The following is a 20368-nucleotide window of genomic DNA, read 5'->3' as shown; positions in this document are numbered from 1 at the left end:
GGAATTTTGTTTATTTTTTGTCCTGTGGAACTGAAATTTGTGGATTATTTGCCGTGATTGTAAAAAAACTTTCTGTTATCGGTCTTATTAATCATTTTCATGATCGGGGTTATAAAAATGAATATATAGTACTTTTTTAGCTGCCGGGATGTCAGCTTTTTTTATTTCCGCTCCTTATCTACAGCGTTTCTGTTCAAAATGCTTGAGTAAGATAAAAGAAGCTGAGGGAATCAATTAAAAAAATGGTAAATCAGTCTAATAATAGTATGGCATATTTCCGCGACCTTTGTAACTGATATAAAAATTTTGTTGGGGAAAAAGAATTACTAGTTATCTTTTAATTTATAATATTTTAATGTTTGTAAGATTTCACTGTTTTACTAATACTTAATCAACGTTTATAATCTGAAATAAACCATTGATGTATCTATTAGGTCAGGGCAACGTCTCTCCAATTTCTATTGCACTATGGAAATGTTCCATTCTATTTCATTTGTTTTATAGATTCACAGCGTGATGGAGAAATAAGAGATTTTAATAATATATCGGGATGGGGGTGACAAAAATTTAAATAGAAAGGGAACTAGTGGATAATTTTTAACAAATTATAAAATTGAGGAGGTATAAAATGAAGGGAAAAGTGAAGCTGTTATCCGTCTTGTTTTCTATTATGCTTTTATTCCAGATAACTGTGCCGGCTGCATTAGCTGATAATACTGGCAGTGAACCGGATAACCCGGGGATCAAGGATGAACAAACGGATGAAGGAGATCTTGGCATGGTAGTAAGTGCACATCCAGCTGCCTCCGAAGTCGGTGCGGAAGTATTGGAGAATGGAGGAAACGCTGTGGATGCTGCTGTAGCAATGCAGCTTGCCTTAAATGTGGTCGAACCACAGATGTCAGGTATTGGCGGTGGAGGTTTCATGATGTATTATGATGCCGAAACACAGGATGTTTCAGTAATTAACAGCAGGGAACGTGCTCCTGCTGGTGCTGAGCCTGACATGTTCATTGATAAGAGTAATACTGTTACCGGGGAAGGAACTTTTCTGCTCGGTGCAAATGAACTGAATAATGATGGGGGCGGCGAATTCCATATTGATGAAGTAAGTGTTTTTCATGTGGATGCAAGCGATGAGGAGCCTGCTTTTCATTATGATTTTACCGGGGAGGAAGGCGCAAGCTGGGATGCTGAAAAATTCGCCCTGGATGAGCGTGGAACAACCTTTACTATTGCTGAAGAAGGGGGGAAAGTTACATTTGGTCCGCCAGTCGGAAATAATAGTACATCATTTGGAAGGACAACTTCCACAATGGAAGAAATGGAAAATGGTGAATTGCACATGCGTTTTCGTACAGATGATCCGGGCGATGATCGGCGCTTGCGTATATGGCTGCGGGCAGATGATTTCAGGCCGGGAAGTACTTTTGCCCAAAATGGGTATGGTGTGGAAATAGAAACAAGATCTAATACGGTGAAGCTGATCCAATCAAAGGATTCCAGTACTTCCACTCTGTCTACATTTAATTATGATAGTACGACAGATTGGCAGTCATTGCGTTTTCAAGTAAACGGAGACGAACTAAAAGTTAAATTATGGGAAGATGCAATCGACGAACCTGATCAATGGAATATCGATACTATAGCCGGAAGTGTGATGCCATTTCAAGAACGGGTGCGCAGCGGTTTATCCGTTGGAATCCCCGGTACATTAAAAGGACTGGAAACAGCCTTGGATGAATGGGGTACGCTACCATTGGAAGAATTAATAGAACCTTCCATTATATTGGCGGAAGATGGAGTAGAAGTAAACTGGGCAGTAGCCAACTCGATTGCCAGTAATGCTGATAAATTATCCCAAACAGCTGCAGCAGATGTGTTTCTTCCTGAGGGAGAACCTTTGGAAGAAGGGGATCTGCTCGTTCAGGAGGATTTTGCCAATACGCTTCGATTAATCGCTGAACAAGGTACATCAGCTTTTTATGAAGGTGAAATTGGTGAAGCACTCGCTGAAGTAGTACAGGAAAATGACGGCAGTATGATACTTGATGACCTCGCAGGTTATGATATAACACATGATGAGCCGGTCTGGGGAGATTATCTCGGTTATGACATTGCTTCCATGCCGCCCCCAAGTTCAGGTGGGTTAACAATGCTGCAAATGCTTAAAATGTTTGAAGAGCTCGATCTAACCCAGTATGACATCAAGTCTGCTGAAAAATATCATTACATGGCTGAAGCAATGCACCTTGCTTATGCAGACAGAGGAGAGTACATGGGTGATCCGGAACATGTGGAGGTTCCCGGGGAAGGACTGCTTCATCCGGATTATATCAGCGAGCGGGTAGATCTTATCGATCCTGAACAGGCCAATCCAAATGTACAGCCCGGTAACCCATGGGATTACCAGGATGGCGAACCTTTCCAAGGTGTGGAACAAATGGATGATAAAGTGGATGGGGAAACTACACACTTTACGGTAGCAGATCAATGGGGGAATCTTGTATCCTATACAACAACGATTGAACAGGTGTTTGGTTCCGGTATCATGGTCCCGGAATATGGCATTATGCTGAATAATGAACTGACGGATTTTGATGCGATACCAGGCGGGGCCAATGAAGTGCAGCCGAATAAGCGCCCATTAAGCAGTATGACACCAACCATTGTACTGAAAGATAATCAGCCATTCCTGACAGTCGGGTCTCCTGGCGGCACAACAATTATTACTTCCGTCCTGCAGACCATTGTCAATGTAATTGGTTATGAAATGGGCTTAAAAGATGCTATAGAGGAGCCGCGCATTTTCAGCAGTGCTTATCCATCGATCCGGTGGGAGTATGGCATTCCCGGTGATGTAAGATCACAGCTTGAAGAGATGGGGCATGTCTGGGAGTCCAGTTCACGAGAAATAGGAAATGTAAACAGTATTTTGCTGGATGAGGAATCAGGTATATATTATGGTGCTGCAGATTCAACAAGGGAAGGGTCCGCCATAGGAATATCTACATTGGAAGAAACCCTGGATCAAATGCTCATACTCGTTGAGGAGTATCGGGAAGATGGAAATATCACAGATGAAAATGTTGCTCGCCATTTCCAAACGCACCTGATGGCAGTAGACATCTATGAAAATGCAGGTCAGCTGGATAAAGCGACCCGCCATATGGAAAGCTTCCAATTGCTGCTCCAGTTTCAATTGGACAATGAAGCCATATCTGAACAGGCTTTTAACACATTGGATTCTATTGCTGAGGCGCTAATTAAGGAATGGAGTAATAACTAATTGATTTTCTCTGACAAGAGCGATCTTGTCAGAGGTTAAAAAATATTAAAATGGGAGGAATAAACGTGAATATTAAAAAACAATTAAGTATGGGAATTATGTCAGCGGCTTTGGGGATTTCACTCATCGGCGGAGGAACTTTTGCCTATTTCAGTGACACGGTAACAACGGAAAATACGTTTGCTGCGGGTACATTGGATCTTTCAGCAGAGCCGACGACCATTATTGATGTAGAAAATATGAAACCGGGTGATTCCATGACACGCACGTTTGAACTGCAAAATAACGGATCACTCGATATTGATCGGGTTTATCTCGATACCGAATATACCGTGGATGACGCGGAAGGAAATAATACCGAAGACTTTGGCGAGCACATCGAAGTGGAGTTTTTATACAACGTGGACAAGCTTGATGAAGTGGTTTTCAGCACGACGCTTGCTGAATTACGGGATATGACACCGGAAGCAGTTGGAGAACACGCATTGGATCCAATTCTTGGTGAAGGTTTGCCGGTTGATGACTATGACGATCTGGTAGTGAAATTTAACTTTGTGGACAATGGCGAAGATCAAAACCAGTTCCAGGGAGATGCACTGAATCTCGAATGGACATTTACTGCAACACAAACAGATGGTGAAGATTTGTAAAAAGTAAATAATGCGTTCTCCCATAACACCTCAGTGGCACAGACATTGTTTTTACCACTGGGGTGTTTTTATCTACCAAATAAAAATACTGAAAAGAGGTTTTTCATATGACTTACAAGCCTTTAAAAAATAAATTATTGCTTGTATTTTCAGCAGTCTTGTTTAGTTTAATTTTAGGATTGTCAATAAATTCCTTTGCAGACGGAGAAGGTAACAGCTTCTCATCCCTGGAAGAAGAAATTAAAACAATTGTAGATGAAGACGAAAACATCTCAGTGTATGTCAGCACCATTGATGGTGATATAGGTATTGGGGAAGAAGAAGTTTATTCTTCTGCAAGCACTATTAAGGTACCGATTTTAATAGAAGCTTTGCGCCAGGGAGAGCAAGGAATTCTAAATTTGGATGAAAAAGTTACAGTGACCGATTCCGATATTACTTCCGGCGGAGGGATCATTCGTCATATGTCTGATCATCAGTTGTTGTCGATAAGAGATTTACTTTTTTTAATGATCACCTTATCAGATAATACAACAACAAATATGGCTATTGAACGAGTTGGAATGGGTTCTGTAAATAATGCCATGGAAGAAATGGGAGCAGAAAATTCAATACTTCAAAGATATATGCTTGAATCCGTTACACAGGGAGATAATCTAACTACAGCTAAAGATATGGTTCAGATGATGAAAGAAGCGTATGAAGGAGATATTTTAAGTGCTGAAAGCAAAGAGGAATTTATTAGAATCATGGGAGAGCAAAAACTTACCGGAAATTTACCGTCCTATCTTGACACCACACTTCATAGTGGTGTGAGTACACACACGAAAGGAGGAAGCTTAGGGAGTACGGGAGTGAGACATGATGTCGGTTTTTTCACTCATAATGATGAAGTGGCATTTGTATCTGTCATGACACAGGACGTAACGAAGAAAACATCTCAAACGACCATGGCTGAAATCGGCGAACATATTGCTGAATATTTAATTGATTAAAGAATAAGTTTTGCGTGTTATTGACAAGAGGGACGGGTTCAGCAACGCCCTTGAAAGATTGTCCCAAACTAAAATGGGAGAAGCTAGCTGTTCCTCTGTATCATAAAAGGAGGGTTAAAAATGGTTAAAAAGACAAAAAGATATTTGCATATGTTTGTTATTTTCACTTTGCTGATAAGTTTTGGGATTATTGATCTTCATCCAGTCAATGCGCTTACAAGTGATAGCTTTGACACTATTATACGAAATGGAACAGTAATAGATGGTTCAGGATTGGAAAAGTATGAAGCCGATGTAGCAATTAAAGATGGGTATATAGCAGAAATTGGTGATTTATCAAATACTAGCGCAGATCAAGAAATCAATGCAGAGGGAAATTACGTAGCGCCTGGATTTATCGATGTACACAGTCACGCTAACCTGTCTGCATTAAGGCAAGCCGAAAGCTCATTGTCACAAGGTGTTACGATGGAAGTATTAAGTCCTGATGGTGGTGGGCCAGTTGATCTCCAGTCTCGTATTGACCTGGAAGACGGAGGTTTAGGAATAAATATTGGGTCCTATATTGGATTTAATTCTGTTTGGAGCAATGTAGTTGGCAATGAAGACAGAAGAGCAACGGATGCTGAAATTGAGGAAATGAAACATCTAATTACAGAAGCGATGGAATTGGGAGCTGCAGGTGTTTCCGCAGGTTTGTTCTATAGACCGGCTTACTTTGCGGACACAGATGAAGTGATTGATGTGGTCAGTGCAGCCCGGGAATGGAGAACGAATTTCCCCAACCACCAAAGAAATGAAAACAATGAAGTAATTGAAGCTACAGAAGAAACAATTGAAATTGGTGAAGAATCAGGATTAGCCCCGGTGATTACCCACATTAAAACGATGGGACCAAATAACTGGGGGAAATCGGAAGAAATGATGCAGCTAATCAATGAAGCAAATGACAGAGGTGTTTATACAGCTGCGGATATTTATCCGTATCTCAGAAGCCAGACCGGACTGACAGCTATTGTTCCGCCATGGGCGGAAGAAGGCGGAAGAGAGGCTATGCTTGATAGGTTCGCAGATCCTGAACTCCGGGATATTATTGAACAAGAAATTGAGGATATCATGTACAGCCGGGTCCAAGGGCCTGAAGGCGTTTACTTCCCAACAAAAAGGATGACACTTGCTGATTATATGGAAACGGGAGTTGGTAATCCCCGAAGCAGATCTTTACTATCTTTTTTAAACTTGAACTATGAACAGGAATTTGATGTTGACATCGAGGAGATCACCGTTAAAAACGCAAGTGAAGATGTAGTTTGGAATTATGAATTTCAAGGGGAGGATGGAGAAGAATGGGACAGATCCATTTTTGATGAATTGCATTCTTATCCATCAGACGCAGTAAGCCATACAATCAATAACAACACAGGACATATAAATATTGAACCAAGAATAAGTGGAAACTCAAGTGCTTACAGCAGGGTTACTCCCTCTATGCCTGATGTGGGAGATGAAAGTGAAACCTTTATGCGTTTTAAAGTAGGAGATACGATGGGGGCCAATCAAATTATACGTGTATGGATTAATTCCGATAATTTTGGCTCAGGCAGCTCCTTCGCAATGAATGGTTACGGTGTAGCGGTACGCCTTGATCAGGATCGGATTCAAGTATATGAAAGGGAAAATAGTTCATCCACCATTCATGAAACCGTTTCCAATGCCGGGCTTGAACCGGATACATGGCAAGATTTAAAAGTAAAATTGGAAAACGATACGTTATTAGTAAAAATGTGGCCATCCGATGAAGAGGAACCGGAGGAATGGGATTCCAGTATAGACGTCTCCAAAGAAGAAGTGGTGGAAGATCAAAAAGCAATGGTAAGTGTTACAAATCTTGATTCTGCCGGTAACACCTTCTACTTCGATGATTTCAAGGTGGAATCGGCATCCGGAGAGGAAGTTTATTATGAATATAACTTTGAAGGGAGTGACGGCGATAACTGGGATGAAGAGAAGTTTACCGAAATCCATCCCTTTCCGGAAGGCAGTGTCGAATTTACCATTCAGGATAATACGGGAAGATTAGGTCTTGATGGATATAATCCCGATTTATGCTGCAGTACGTATGGCAAATTTACTCCTGACATGGAAGATGTGAAAAACAGTGATGTTTTATTACGCTTTAAAGCTGATGAAATTGGTGGAGATCAGCAACTGAGAATTTTTACTAAAGCGGATGAAATCAAATCCGGTATGGCTTTGCCTGCAAATGGATTTGGAATTGAAATAGACATGAAAGACAATGAAATGTCATTCATTAATAGAAATGACAGTACTACACAGGTGCTTGACACAGCTGAAGCTAATTTGGATACGGGGTGGCATACGATAAGAATTCATGCTGAAGACGAGGAAGTCAGCACCCGTATCTGGAAAGATACTGAGGAAGAGCCCGAAGAATGGGATTTCACTTATGTGGAGGAAGAAAGAGAATTAACGATTGGGGAAACAACAATGCAAATTCTGGAAACGGAAGGAAGCTTGCGAACCATTTATGACTTTGGGCACGAAGATGACTTTAGGAGATTTATTGAATCTCCGGTAGTTGCGATAGCTTCTGATGGTGGAGCAAGTACATCCAATGAAGTTCATCCGAGACGTTATGGCACACAACCAAGGGTTTTAGGCCATTATGTAAGGGAAGAAGGACTCCTTGACTGGGAAGAAGCAGTACAAAAAATGACTTCATTACCTGCTGCATTGATTGGTCTGTCTGACAGGGGATATGTTGCAAAGGGAATGAAAGCCGATATTACTATTTTTGACCCTGAAACGGTAATAGATAATGCAACATTCGAGGAACCGAGACAACTTGCTGACGGTATTGAACAAGTTCTGGTGAACGGTGAATTAGCCTGGAACAATGGGGAACTGCCTGGAATTCAACCTGGAGAGTTTGTAAAAGTGGAAGCAAATATGCCAACTCGTCCTGTGACCCAGGGTGTAAACGTGGAAGTAAGTGAAAACCGTGAAATACTGGCATTGGATGGCTCAGAGACGGGGTCTGCCATTTTCTTCGATTTGGAGCAAGGAGAAAGCGATTATGATGCTTTGGGGAGTATGACCTTTACCAGTGATGGAATAGAGTTAATGGCCGATGAGTTTGGCAGAATCCAGACTTTCGATGGTTGGATAAGCTTTACCGGAACTGGAATATTAAATGGCAAATTTACAAGTTTCCGAGTAACCGTGGATGAAAACGATCCAACTATAGATGATGATAGACCGGTCTTAACGATGGATATTCCTGGAGAGGACCAAATACAGGGGTTATTGGGTGAAGAAGCTTCTGAACCTCCTTCAGAGCCAATAAGTATTGAAGAAATCAAGCTTCTCATTGAAGAATTCAAAGAGACGGAAGACATAGCCGATGATGAAACGGTAAGAGTGTTACAAACTCACCTGACTGCTGTTCATCAATATGAAGAAAATGATGAATTGGACAAAGCTATTAGTCATATGAACAGCTTTAAAGATGAATTGCTTGTTCATTATAAGGGAGATGGATTGATCTCTGATGAAGCAGCTGCCACATTAACTTCCCATGCAGAAAATCTGATTGAGTTTTGGGAATGATTTGAGCTTGGATGAAGACTAGTTTAACAGAAGCCTGACACTCCCTGTGACACAATAGTCGGTCACAGGGAGTGTATAAAAGTGAGAGGGGAACTATCATGCAACGAAAACGAATGAGACAATTATCTTCAGTATTTTTCATCATCCTTTTAACTATGACCATGCCAATGACTGGGTTTGCAGGAGATTCAGGAGATCCAAGACAAACGCCTACAGCTGTTGGTGATGGTGGAGCTGTGTCTACAGAGCATCCGGAAGCCTCGAATGCAGCCATTGAGATACTTAAAGCAGGCGGTAATGCAGTGGATGCAGCAGTTGCAGCAGCAGCGGCACAGGGTGTTACCCGCCCGTTTTCCGGAGGAGTTGGCGGTGGCGGCTTTATGAATATTTACCTTGCTGATGAAGCCAGATCTGTGATTTTGGATCATGTTACTGAGACAAGTGAAAACTTTGGGCCGGATTCCTATATTGATCCGGAGACAGGAGAACTGTATCCTGCAAATGTCCGGAGTGCAAGTGGAATGGCCACAGGTAAACCCGGCATGGTGAAAGCCTGGGAGGAAGCATTGGAAGAACACGGAACAATGAGCCTGGATGAAGTACTGCAGCCGGCAATTAAAGTTGCGGAAGAAGGATTTCCGGCCGATTCTAATTTCATTCGAGAGTTAGAAGAACACAGAGATAAATTTCGCCTCTTTGATAGCTCAACAGAACTTTATCTTGACGAAAATGGAGAGGTGCCGGAACCGGGGACAGTTATGAAAAACCCTGATCTTGCTGAAACATATCGTCTAATTGGGGAACATGGCAGTGCAATTTTCTACGAAGGGGAGATTGCTGAGGCAATTATTGACACCATTCATAACCCGCCAGTTGTGGATAATCCAGAAAGGGAAGTTTTGCCGGGAAATATGTCCATGGATGATCTGAAAAATTATGAAGTAATCCATAAAGAACCGACTCATACGGCATACCGTGATTTTGACATTTATAGTGTGCCTCCTACATCAAGTGGTGTAACGATCAGTGAGATATTAAATATATTGGAGGCTTATGACCTGGGTGATATGTCTAAAGCTGAAGCCTATCATTACTTTTTGGAAGCTTCCCGATATGCATTTGCCGATCGCAGTATGTACATGGGGGACCCTGCACATACCCTAATTCCGGTAGATGGCTTAATGTCAAAAGGTTATGCTGCTGAGCGAAGATACAACATATCTGATGATCATGCAACGATAGGCCAAGTTGCACCAGGAAACCCATGGCCATATGATGAAGATCCGGAGAAGCAGCCGGAGCCGCCGGAAGAAGGCATTGCTTTCCATCATGATTTTGAAGGAAATAATGGAGAAGGATGGGACTCGACTGCTTTTGCAAATCTCCATTCATGGCCGGGAACACCTCCTGGAGCAACATTTAGCATCCAGGGTAACACTGGGCAGGTAGTAATGGATGAGCGGCTTCAGGGCAATGGCAGTGCTTACGGGTTGATTACGCCGGATATGGGGGCTGTGAATGAGAGTGAGCTATTGGTAAAGTTCCGGTTTAATGAACTTGGTAACGATCAGCGTTTACGTCTTTGGATTCAGGCGGATCGGTTCAGTTCCGGAAGTTCCATGGCGGAAAATGGGTATGGAATTGAATTGAGAGCTAATAATCAAAATTTGATTTTACGGGGAAGAGAGGATGGCAGCTCTACCACATTTGGTAGTGTGAATACGGATTTATCCACTGACTGGCATTGGTTAAGACTCAGAGCGGAAGGTGATCACCTTGGCGTTCGCCTTTGGAATGATGATATGGAGGAGCCGGATGACTGGGATGTTGCGCATGAATTTTCTGAAGATGAGAAAGAAAATAATGCTCTAGGGAGAGCACTATTGAGTATTATTAATTTTGATCACGATAGTGGCAACACAGTTCAATTTGATCAGATTACTGTCAATGATTTGGCTGATGATACACAATTGATGACCTTGCAACAAAATGCTGCAGCACCGTTGACACTACTGGAGCAGGATGCAGCTGATTCCCAGGAAGCGGAAGAAGAAATACCAACAGAAACCATCCATTTATCTGTTGCTGATGGTGATGGTAATGTTGTGAGCTATACGAAAACAATTAACAGTATTGCAGGAAATGGTATGGTTGTTCCAGGTTATGGGTTTATTTTAAACAACGGTTTTTCCGGAAGAACACCAATGCAGGATCCGGATCATCCAAATGCACCTAGACCGAATCTTCGCATGTTGAGTGCCATGACTCCTACAATTGTGGCAAAAGATGGAGACCCGGTAATGACGATTGGTTCACCTGGCAGCAACCGAATTATTACAACAAATTTACAGATTATTATCAGTCTGCTTGATTTTAATATGACATTGCCTGAAGCAATTGACGAGCCCCGTTTGTCCCAGCGTAATTTAAGTCATGCCAGTACGCAATATGAAGGGGTTTATCTGGATAAGTATGGAATGCTCCTCGACGAGTTGGAAAATATGGGACATACTTTTATTGCAGATAATGCTGTACAGGGAATTAGTGCAGCAAATGGTCTTGAATTCTTGGAGGATGGAAATATCCGGGCAGCTTCAGAGCCGGAAAGAAGAGGTGGAGGGAGCGCCATGGCAATAGATAAGGATGACATAGAAGATCCAAGTCCTCCAGAAGAATCCAGTGTTGCTTTGATGAAGGAACTGGTTGAAGCGTATGAAACGAATGGGGAAATTACTGATGAGGAAACAGCCCGATTGCTTAGTACACATTTGACTGCGATAGAGCAATATGAACATGCTGGAACAATAGATAAAGCTATTAAGCATATGAAAAGCTTTATACTACTGGTGGACCATCAGCAAGAGAAAGGTTTAATTGCTGGAGGTGCTGCCGAGGAGTTGAAGATGCATGCGGATCATTTGCTTGATGTGTGGGAGTAGATTAATAGATTAATTTATCCTTATACCTTGGCGGCAGGTATAAGGAGAATCGATTGTAGGAAGAATTGTTTTCAGAAAAGGCTTATAACGCTATAGAGACTGAAGCAGATATGTTACTAAAAATAAAGTATGCTTACTATCATAATTTTAAAGGAGGAGCATCATGGTGCTCCTCCTTTTTTTCCAATCTTCATACATGGCCAAGCAATCCGGCTGGAGCAATCTACAGCATAGAAGACAATATTGGTAAAGTCATGATCGCCGAACGAATGCAGGGTAATGGAAGTGCATTTGGCCGTGCTACACCGGTTATGAGGGATTGGATCAATAAGAAGTTTGCTCCCTGTGACAGTTTTTGCATCACAGGGAGTATCTCTTTAATAACAATATGGACATTCTTCAAAACAGTTCTCGTCCTGTGTGTCAAAAAATCCAAACCCCTCCAAAGCACTGTTATCTTTTTTAATATTCATGGTTAGAAGATGTCGGATGGGTAAATATTCGTTTATCTATTAATCGAATGGTGCTAAATGGGTTGAAAGTTGAATTGCATGACTAAATTGCTTTTGTTGCACTAGAAGAACCGTTCCGGTGTTAAATTTGTGATTCGTGATTCTTTCATCCTGTTTTCTTTTATTACTGATAGAAAAGTATTATTGAATCTAGCCGGTTTGGTGGTAATTAACGTGTAAATTAACCCAGTTTAAACTTCCATTAGTAATTCTTTGTAAATATTTAGTCATTTACTCTCATTTTAAACTTTCTTATATATTCTCATATAATTTTCATATTCTGACTTCCAGTGAAAAAACCAGTAATGACGCTTTCTAACTAAAATGGTCTTCCTGCTTCCTTCCTATTTTTCAGTAATTTAAAACTAGTACTTACTTATCAATTTGGAATCATTAGAAAATTATAGGCATATTTCGACACATCCTTACTGCTTTTTTTATTATATTGAAACTAGCATCAGGACAACCTGGCAGATTGCCAGAGTTGAAATAAATTGGAAAAGGAGGGCAGGTCAGTTTCAAGGGGTTCATAATCGAAGGGAGGATAAAGTTTGAGAAAAAAACAAAGACAGGTTCGGGCATTTAGTATTTTTGCATCGCTCATCATGATTTTTTCATTAATAACACCAGGTTTAGGCTTTGCGGAATCAAATGGAAAAGTGAGTCAGTCACTGAATGATTCAAAAGTAAATGTTCAAAATAAAATGTCTGGCAGCCTGCAAAATCAATTTGAAAATGAAGACAAAGTAACATTTCTAATTAAGTTTGCGGAAACAGCAGATGTTATGGAAGCAGCTCAAGAAGCGAGAGAGCGTGCCCAAAATGCAAATCTTTCCGCGCTGAGCCAGGAACATGTACAGCGTTCTGCGGTGATTTCCGAATTAAAATCTACTGCAATGGAATCACAGCAAAAGGTAAAGCAGTTCCTGGAAGATCAAGAGAAAATAGGTAATGCAGCGGACATTCGTTCCTACCATATTGTGAACGGTATGGCCGTTACTGCGACGAAAGAAGTTGCTGATAAATTGGCTTCTTTCTCCGATGTAGAAAAGCTTTTGCCTAATGAGAAGCGGGAATTGATCGAAGTGGCTGATGCCGATGCGGATGTACCGCAAAATGACCCAGCGGAAATTGAATGGAACATTGACCGCGTTGGTGCACCGGCTGTATGGGATATGGGCGTAGATGGTCAGGGAACGGTAGTAGCGAGCATTGATACCGGCGCTGACTGGGAACATCCTGCACTGCAGGACAAATACCGCGGCTATGACCCTGCAACCGGAGAAGTAGATCATACGTACAGCTTCTATGATCCAGTTAATGGAGAAGAGGAGCCGTATGATGATCAGGATCATGGTACGCACGTGACCGGTATAATGGTCGGAAGTGAAGCGGATGGTTCGAATCAGGTAGGTGTAGCACCTGGTGCTCAGTGGATTTCTGTCCAGGCATTTACCCCTTCTGGAGCCTATGATGCGGATTTGCTCGATGCAGCGCAGTGGATACTGGCACCTGGTGATGATGTAACAAAAGCACCGGATGTTGTCAATAATTCCTGGGGCGGCGGACCGGGACTGGATGAATGGTACCGTGATGCGGTTACTGCATGGAGAGCAGCGGAAATTTTCCCTGCATTTGCAGCCGGGAATACAACGCTGACCAATCCGGGAGGACCTGGGTCCGTTGCAGTTCCTGCAAATTATCCGGAATCATTTGCAACTGGTTCCACCAACTCAAGTGATGCACTTTCCAGTTTTTCATTAGAGGGGCCATCTCCTTATGATGAAATTAAGCCGGATATCTCGGCTCCTGGTGAAGGTATACGTTCTACATTGCCGGGTGGCGGATATGGTGGCATGAGTGGTACTTCCATGGCCTCACCAGCGGTTGCCGGCGTAGTAGCACTCTTGAGGTCAGCTAACGCAGGTCTTGATGTGGACACAATGGAAGAAATTTTAATGGAAATGGCAGATTCTGAAACAGGAACAGATGATTCATTCCCTGAGTCTCCGAATAACGGGTATGGATACGGGCTGGTTGATGCGTATGCAGCTGTGTCATCTGTAATTTCCGGATTGGGTACGATTGAAGGTCAGGTGACGATGGACGGGGAGGACACTGAACCTCCGACCTATAACCATGATGCGCCCGCCGAAACCTATGAAGGCATGGACTTGGATCTAGTCATCGAAGCAAGTGATAATATAAGTGTTACTTCTGTTGAACTGCATTATGATGACGAAGTGGTTGACATGCCGAGAATTTCCGGGGATTTCCGATCCGGTGAATATGCTGTGACGGTACCTGGAGAGGATATTGCTGGCGATGAATTCACGTATCATTTTGTCATAAATGATTTTGGAGACAATGAAGTTACGACAGAAGAATATGTCGTAAATGTAGAGCCGGGGATTACGGTTGGCTACTTTGAAGACTTTGAAGGAAGCAGTCCACCAACTGGATGGACGTCCTATGGAGATATTAACACTTGGGAATGGGGCATACCGACTTCGACTTATGGACCGGATTCAGCTTACTCAGGTGAAAATGTGTATGCCACTATTCTGGACGGAGATCATGGTCCGAATAGCGATGCGATGTTAGAAATGCCTCCGATTGATTTGCCTGAGGGTGATTCGTATCTGCAGTTTATGCATTGGCATAATACGCATGCAAGTTGGGATTATGGACAGGTGATGATCTCCACTGATCAGGAGAATTGGGAAGAGCTTGCGCTTGTTGAAGGAGAAAGTGATGGTTGGGAAGCTTTTGAATTAGATTTAGGCGATTATGCTGAACAACGTGTATATATTGCTTTTTATTTCTACAGCACTGCAGTTGTTCATTATGATGGATGGTATATAGACGATGTAGCTCTATCCGATGAATCATTGGACCAGGACGCCGCAAATATCGGATTATTCAATGCTACCGGTGAAATGACGGATGAAAGAAGCAAGGCAAAAAGTGAATCTGAAAGTACTTCTGCTGTAGAGACTGCAGTTACAACAGAATTATCTAATCAGAGCGGACTTCCATTGGAGGCACAGGTAAGTGTACTTGAAACTGGTCGCTCCACCAACACGGATCCACAGGATGGTTCCTATTCATTAATGAATGCTGCAGGTGAGTTTACTGTAGTAGCTGAAGCATACGGATTCTATTCTGAAGAGCAAACAGTAACAGTGGAAGAAGATCGTACGACCGAAGCAAACTTTACATTAGAAGAGCTTCCGGAAGGTACTGTAAGCGGAACTGTTACAAGTGAAAATTCTGGTAATCCGATTGAAGGAGCCACACTGCTTCTTGTAGAAGATGCCAATGTGGAGCCTGTAGAAACGGATGCTGATGGAAATTATGACATTACCGGATATGAAGGCGACTACACATTGAGAGTGATTGCTCAGGACTTCTACTCTAAAGATGTAGAAGTAACAATTGACGGGGATGTATCCCTTGATATTGAGCTGGAGCCATTCTTTACTGTACCGGGCGGGGAAATCTATTATGATGATGGTACAGCGGAAAACGCACGTGCATTCTTTGACGCAGGCAACAAATGGGCAGTAAAAATGAGCTTGCCTGAAGACAGGGATTCTGCACTTGTAACAGATGGCGTTTTCCAATTCCATGATACAGACTTCCCTTCACCGGGCGGTACACCATTCGCGGTTGAGGTTTGGTCAGCCGGCGATGACGGTATGCCAGATGAAATACTGGCAGGACCGGTCGAAGCAGAGGCAATCCGTGATCTGGATGAATGGACTGTTGTTGATCTGCGTGAAGAAAGTATTCAAGTCGACGGTGACTTCTTCATGGTCTATCATCAATTACAGGACAACACGGGCTCACCTGGACTGGCGACAGATGAAGATGGACCGAATGCCGAAAGAAGCTATCAGGAAGTCGGCGGCGTATGGTCACAATCTCCGCTTGATGAAGGTAACTATATGATCCGTGCCCGGGTAGCTTATGAAGTGGAAACGCCTGAAATCACTTCTCCGGAAGATGGATTGGTTACCAATGAAGCAGAGGTCACTGTAGAAGGTGATGCAACTCCGGAAACAACGGTAGAAGTACTGCATGATGGAGAAGAAGCCGGTACTGTGGAAATCGGTGAAGATGGAACATTTGCTGTAGATGCGGAATTGACAGAAGGTGAAAATGAATTCACCGCTGTAACGTATGTTAACGGAGAACAGGCTGATGAATCCGATCCGGTAACAGTAACGCTGGATACCGAAGCACCGGATCTGACAGTTACCAGTCCGGAAGACGGTGAAAATACGAACCGTGAAACCGCAACAGTGGAAGGAATGGTAAGTGATGACCACCTTGACACCGTTACGGTGAATGGCCAGGAAACAGCTGTTTCCAACGGTGAGTTCTCACAACGTATCCTGCTTGATGAAGGGGAAAATGTGATTGAAGTTGAAGCTACTGACCTGGCTGGAAATACAACAACCGAAACAATGACGGTGTACGCAGACTACACAGCACCGGAAATTTTCAACTTAACACCGAATGAAGACAAAGATCTTGAAACCGGTCAAACTGTGACGGTGGAATTTGAAAGTGAGCCTGGCCTTACTGCAAGCTTTGTCGTTCACATGCCATTAACAAACTTTGGTATACAAGCAGACAATGCTACCGAATTACCGATGATGGAAACAACAGAAGGAAAATATGAAGGTTACTGGACCATTCCACGCAATGCTTATGCTGACGGAGCAGTAATCGAAGTGATAGCAAAAGACAGTTTTGGCAACGAAACCCGTGAAAAGGCAGATGGCAAATTGTTTATAAACCTTGAAGATTAACCTGAAAGAGGTTTTTGTGTTGGGGCATGGTTACAGGAAGAATGCAGGGACATTGCTTTATGTCTCTGCATTCTTTTTTGCGTCTTAGCAGGAAACTATTCCGCCTTTCCAACTGGGCCTTATCTAATGATGATTCTTTTATCCCGGTTTCTTTGTTATATGATAAAAAAGTATGAATTAATTCAGAGGGTTCTATACTGTTTTATCATAATCACTAAATTATTTGTAATTAATTGTATATGTTTAGTAATTTATAATCATTTTTTTATCCCAAATACCTACGTAAAAATAATTTTAATTTTAAAAAAATCTGCCAAAACCTTTGTTGCCGGAATTCTACAATACTTCAAAACTAAAATGTGGTTATTCTTTCCTATTATAAGATTAGTACTAATTATTCAATTTTGAATTATTGAATTTTTATCGACATAATTCGACATCATTCTACTAGCATCTCTACTATAGTGAAACTAGCAACGCAGACCAACCTGATAGATTAAAGGATTGGTAAATGAGGTTGGGAAAGGAGGATCAAATCTTTTAAAGGGTTTAAAATCGAAGGGAGGAAAAAGTTTGAGAAAAAAACAAAGACAGGTTCGGGCATTTAGTATTCTTGCCACGATCATCATGATATTTTCATTAATTACACCAGGATTGACTTTTGCAGAAACAAATGGGAAGGTGAGTCAATCTCTTAACGATTCAAAAGTGAAAGTGCAGAATAAAGTCACGAGTAGCTTACAAGATCAACTGGAGAACGAAGAGAAGGTAACGTTCTTAATCAAGTTTACGGAAAAAGCAGATGTAATGGGGGTTGCCCAGGAAGCGAAAGAAAGTGCACAAAAAGCAAATCTTTCTGCCATGGGCCAGGAACATGCTCAGCGTTCTGCCGTGGTTTCCGAGTTGAAATCAACAGCGATGGAATCACAAAAGAAAGTAAAGCAGTTCCTTGAAGAACAGAAAGAAATAGGGAATGCTGAAGATATTCGTTCCTATCATATTGTTAACGGAATGGCAGTTACCGCCACAAAAGAAGTAGCTGAAAAATTAGTATCCTTCTCTGACGTGGAAAAGCTATTGCCGAATGAACAGCGTGAATTAATTAAAGCGGTAGATACAAATGTGGAGGTTCCACAAAACGATACAGATGAAATTGAGTGGAATGTGGACCGTGTAAGTGCACCGGATGTCTGGGACATGGGTATTGACGGTCAGGGAACGGTAGTAGCGAGCATCGATACCGGTGCTGATTGGGAGCATCCTGCACTGCAGGACAAATACCGTGGTTATGACCCTGCAACCGGAGAGGTTGACCATACGTACAGCTTCTTCGATCCGGTAAATGAAGAAGAAGTACCATATGATAACCAGGGACATGGTACACACGTAACCGGAACCATGGTTGGAAGCGAAGCGGACGGATCTAACCAGGTAGGTGTGGCTCCGGGTGCACAGTGGATTTCCGTACAGGCGTTTACTGATTCAGGTGCTTATGATACAGACCTGCTGGCTGCAGCCCAGTGGATTTTGGCACCGGGTGACGACGTAACAAAGGCGCCTGACGTAGTAAATAACTCCTGGGGCGGCGGACCGGGACTGGATGAATGGTACCGTGATGCGGTTACTGCATGGAGAGCAGCAGATATTTTCCCTGCCTTTGCAGCTGGAAATACAACGCTGACCAATCCGGGTGGCCCGGGATCTGTAGCCGTACCTGCAAACTATCCGGAATCATTTGCTGCAGGTTCCACCAACAACAGTGACAATAAATCAAGCTTTTCATTGGAAGGACCTTCTCCTTATGATGAGATCAAGCCGGATATAGCAGCACCGGGTGAAGGAATTCGATCTACCGTGCCCGGCGGTGGATATGATGGTATGAGTGGTACTTCCATGGCATCTCCGGCAGTTGCTGGGGTAGTAGCATTATTAAGGTCTGCAAATGCAAGCCTGGATGTTGATACGATGGAAGATATTTTAATGGAAATGGCTGATTCGGAAGCCGGGACAGATGATTCTTTTCCTGAGTCTCCAAATAACGGTTATGGACATGGAATTGTTGACGCATATGCAGCAGTTTCCACTGTTATCTCAGGGCTTGGTACGATTGAAGGTCAGGTGACCATGGATGGGGAAGATAATGAAGCTCCGACCTATGAACATGAAGCACCTGCAGAAACATACGAAGGTATGGATCTGGATCTGACTATTCATGCAAGTGATAACGTAAGTGTAACTTCCGTGGAACTACATTATGGCGACGAAGTAGTGGAAGCCAATCGTATTTCCGGCGATTTCCGTTCCGGTGAATATGCTGTAACTGTTCCTGGAGAGGATATTGATGGTGACGAATTCACTTATCACTTTGTAATTAATGACTTCGGAGGGCATGAAGTTACAACCGAAGAATATACAGTAGACGTACACCAAGGTATTACAGTTGGGTATGAAGAGGATTTTGAATCCTATCCTGCAGGCTGGACTTCATTTGGTGAAAATGACAGCTGGGAATGGGGCGAACCTACTTCCGGTCCTGGTGAAGCAGCTTCAGGAGATAACGTGTATGCCACGAATCTGGATGGCGAATATCCGAACGACTCTGATGCGATATTAATGATGCCACCAGTGGACTTGCCTGAAGGAGAGGCATATTTACAGTTCAATAATTGGCATGACATCGAGAACAGCTGGGATAATGGATATGTCGTAATTTCCACAGACCAGGAAGATTGGGTGGATTTAATGACATTTACTGGTGCAACGAATGGTTGGGAAACAGCCGAAGTGGATCTATCTGATTATAGCGATCAGCGCGTATATATCGGTTTCCACTTTGATTCCGATTTTTCCGTCACCTACCCAGGTTGGTATATTGACGATGTGGCACTGTCTGATGAGTCTTTAAATCTTGATTCACAGAAAGTGGATCTTACTAAACAGCCAGCACCAAAAGAAAAAGAGAATTTAAATAGCGAATCTGCAAATGCGGAAACTGCTGAAAAAGCAGAGGCTGCTGATGAAGTGGCTGATGGTATACAGGATGCCGGAGGACTTCCGTTGGCTGCACAGGTTAGTGTGCTGGAAAGCGGTCGTTCTACGAATACAAATCCACAGGATGGTTCCTATTCATTAATGAATGCTGCAGGTGAGTTTACTGTAGTAGCTGAAGCATACGGATTCTATTCTGAAGAGCAAACAGTAACAGTGGAAGAAGATCGTACGACCGAAGCAAACTTTACATTAGAAGAGCTTCCGGAAGGTACTGTAAGCGGAACTGTTACAAGTGAAAATTCCGGTAATCCGATTGAAGGAGCAACGATTCTGCTGGTGGAAGATGCAAACGTTGATCCAGTAGAAACGGATGCTGATGGAAATTATGACATTACCGGATATGAAGGCGACTACACATTGAGAGTGATTGCTCAGGACTTCTACTCTAAAGATGTAGAAGTAACAATTGACGGGGATGTATCCCTTGATATTGAGCTGGAGCCATTCTTTACTGTACCGGGCGGGGAAATCTATTATGATGA

General features: G+C 42.6%; 7 protein-coding genes and 3 pseudogenes. All 10 read left to right on the top strand.

Features of this window, described 5'->3' with window-relative positions; genetic code table 11:
- Positions 1-628 precede the first annotated feature (628 nt).
- Complete coding sequence (gene ggt / locus ACZ42C_RS07805; RefSeq protein ID WP_461182970.1) at positions 629-3289, top strand: gamma-glutamyltransferase; 2661 nt, start codon at positions 629-631, stop codon at positions 3287-3289.
- A 65-nt stretch (positions 3290-3354) separates the two neighbouring features.
- Entirely contained in the window at positions 3355-3939 is a 585-nt protein-coding gene (locus ACZ42C_RS07800; RefSeq protein ID WP_464891342.1) for a TasA family protein, read from the top strand.
- A 107-nt stretch (positions 3940-4046) separates the two neighbouring features.
- Complete coding sequence (locus tag ACZ42C_RS07795; protein WP_461183395.1) at positions 4047-4934, top strand: serine hydrolase; 888 nt, start codon at positions 4047-4049, stop codon at positions 4932-4934.
- 120 nt (positions 4935-5054) lie between these two features.
- Positions 5055-8564: an N-acyl-D-amino-acid deacylase family protein gene (locus ACZ42C_RS07790; protein WP_461183394.1), complete on the top strand. Its 3510-nt coding sequence runs from the start codon at positions 5055-5057 to the stop codon at positions 8562-8564.
- A 98-nt stretch (positions 8565-8662) separates the two neighbouring features.
- Positions 8663-11503, top strand: coding sequence for a gamma-glutamyltransferase (locus tag ACZ42C_RS07785; protein WP_461183393.1), 2841 nt, complete (start codon positions 8663-8665; stop codon positions 11501-11503).
- A 65-nt stretch (positions 11504-11568) separates the two neighbouring features.
- Entirely contained in the window at positions 11569-11982 is a 414-nt protein-coding gene (locus tag ACZ42C_RS07780; RefSeq protein ID WP_461183392.1) for a hypothetical protein, read from the top strand.
- A 638-nt stretch (positions 11983-12620) separates the two neighbouring features.
- Positions 12621-15473: pseudogene (locus ACZ42C_RS07775) on the top strand (S8 family serine peptidase); the annotation flags it as partial.
- Between the two features lie 114 nt (positions 15474-15587).
- Positions 15588-16238: pseudogene (locus tag ACZ42C_RS07770) on the top strand (peptidase S8); the annotation flags it as partial.
- Between the two features lie 9 nt (positions 16239-16247).
- Positions 16248-16835 (top strand): hypothetical protein, encoded by a 588-nt coding sequence (locus ACZ42C_RS07765; protein ID WP_461183397.1) that lies wholly within the window; start codon positions 16248-16250, stop codon positions 16833-16835.
- Between the two features lie 627 nt (positions 16836-17462).
- A pseudogene (locus ACZ42C_RS07760) lies at positions 17463-20312 on the top strand (S8 family serine peptidase); the annotation flags it as partial.
- Between the last annotated feature and the right edge of the window lie 56 nt (positions 20313-20368).

The organism is Virgibacillus kimchii, from assembly GCF_055379185.1.
Note: the sequence above shows the minus strand (reverse complement) of the source record. Positions and strands in the feature narration are given on the sequence as shown.

Bases quoted from the DNA above. Each gene is read 5' to 3' on its own strand.
- ggt (WP_461182970.1), top strand. From the start codon at position 629: ATGAAGGGAAAAGTGAAGCTGTTATCCGTCTTGTTTTCTATTATGCTT.
- ACZ42C_RS07790 (WP_461183394.1), top strand. From the start codon at position 5,055: ATGGTTAAAAAGACAAAAAGATATTTGCATATGTTTGTTATTTTCACT.
- ACZ42C_RS07795 (WP_461183395.1), top strand. From the start codon at position 4,047: ATGACTTACAAGCCTTTAAAAAATAAATTATTGCTTGTATTTTCAGCA.
- ACZ42C_RS07785 (WP_461183393.1), top strand. From the start codon at position 8,663: ATGCAACGAAAACGAATGAGACAATTATCTTCAGTATTTTTCATCATC.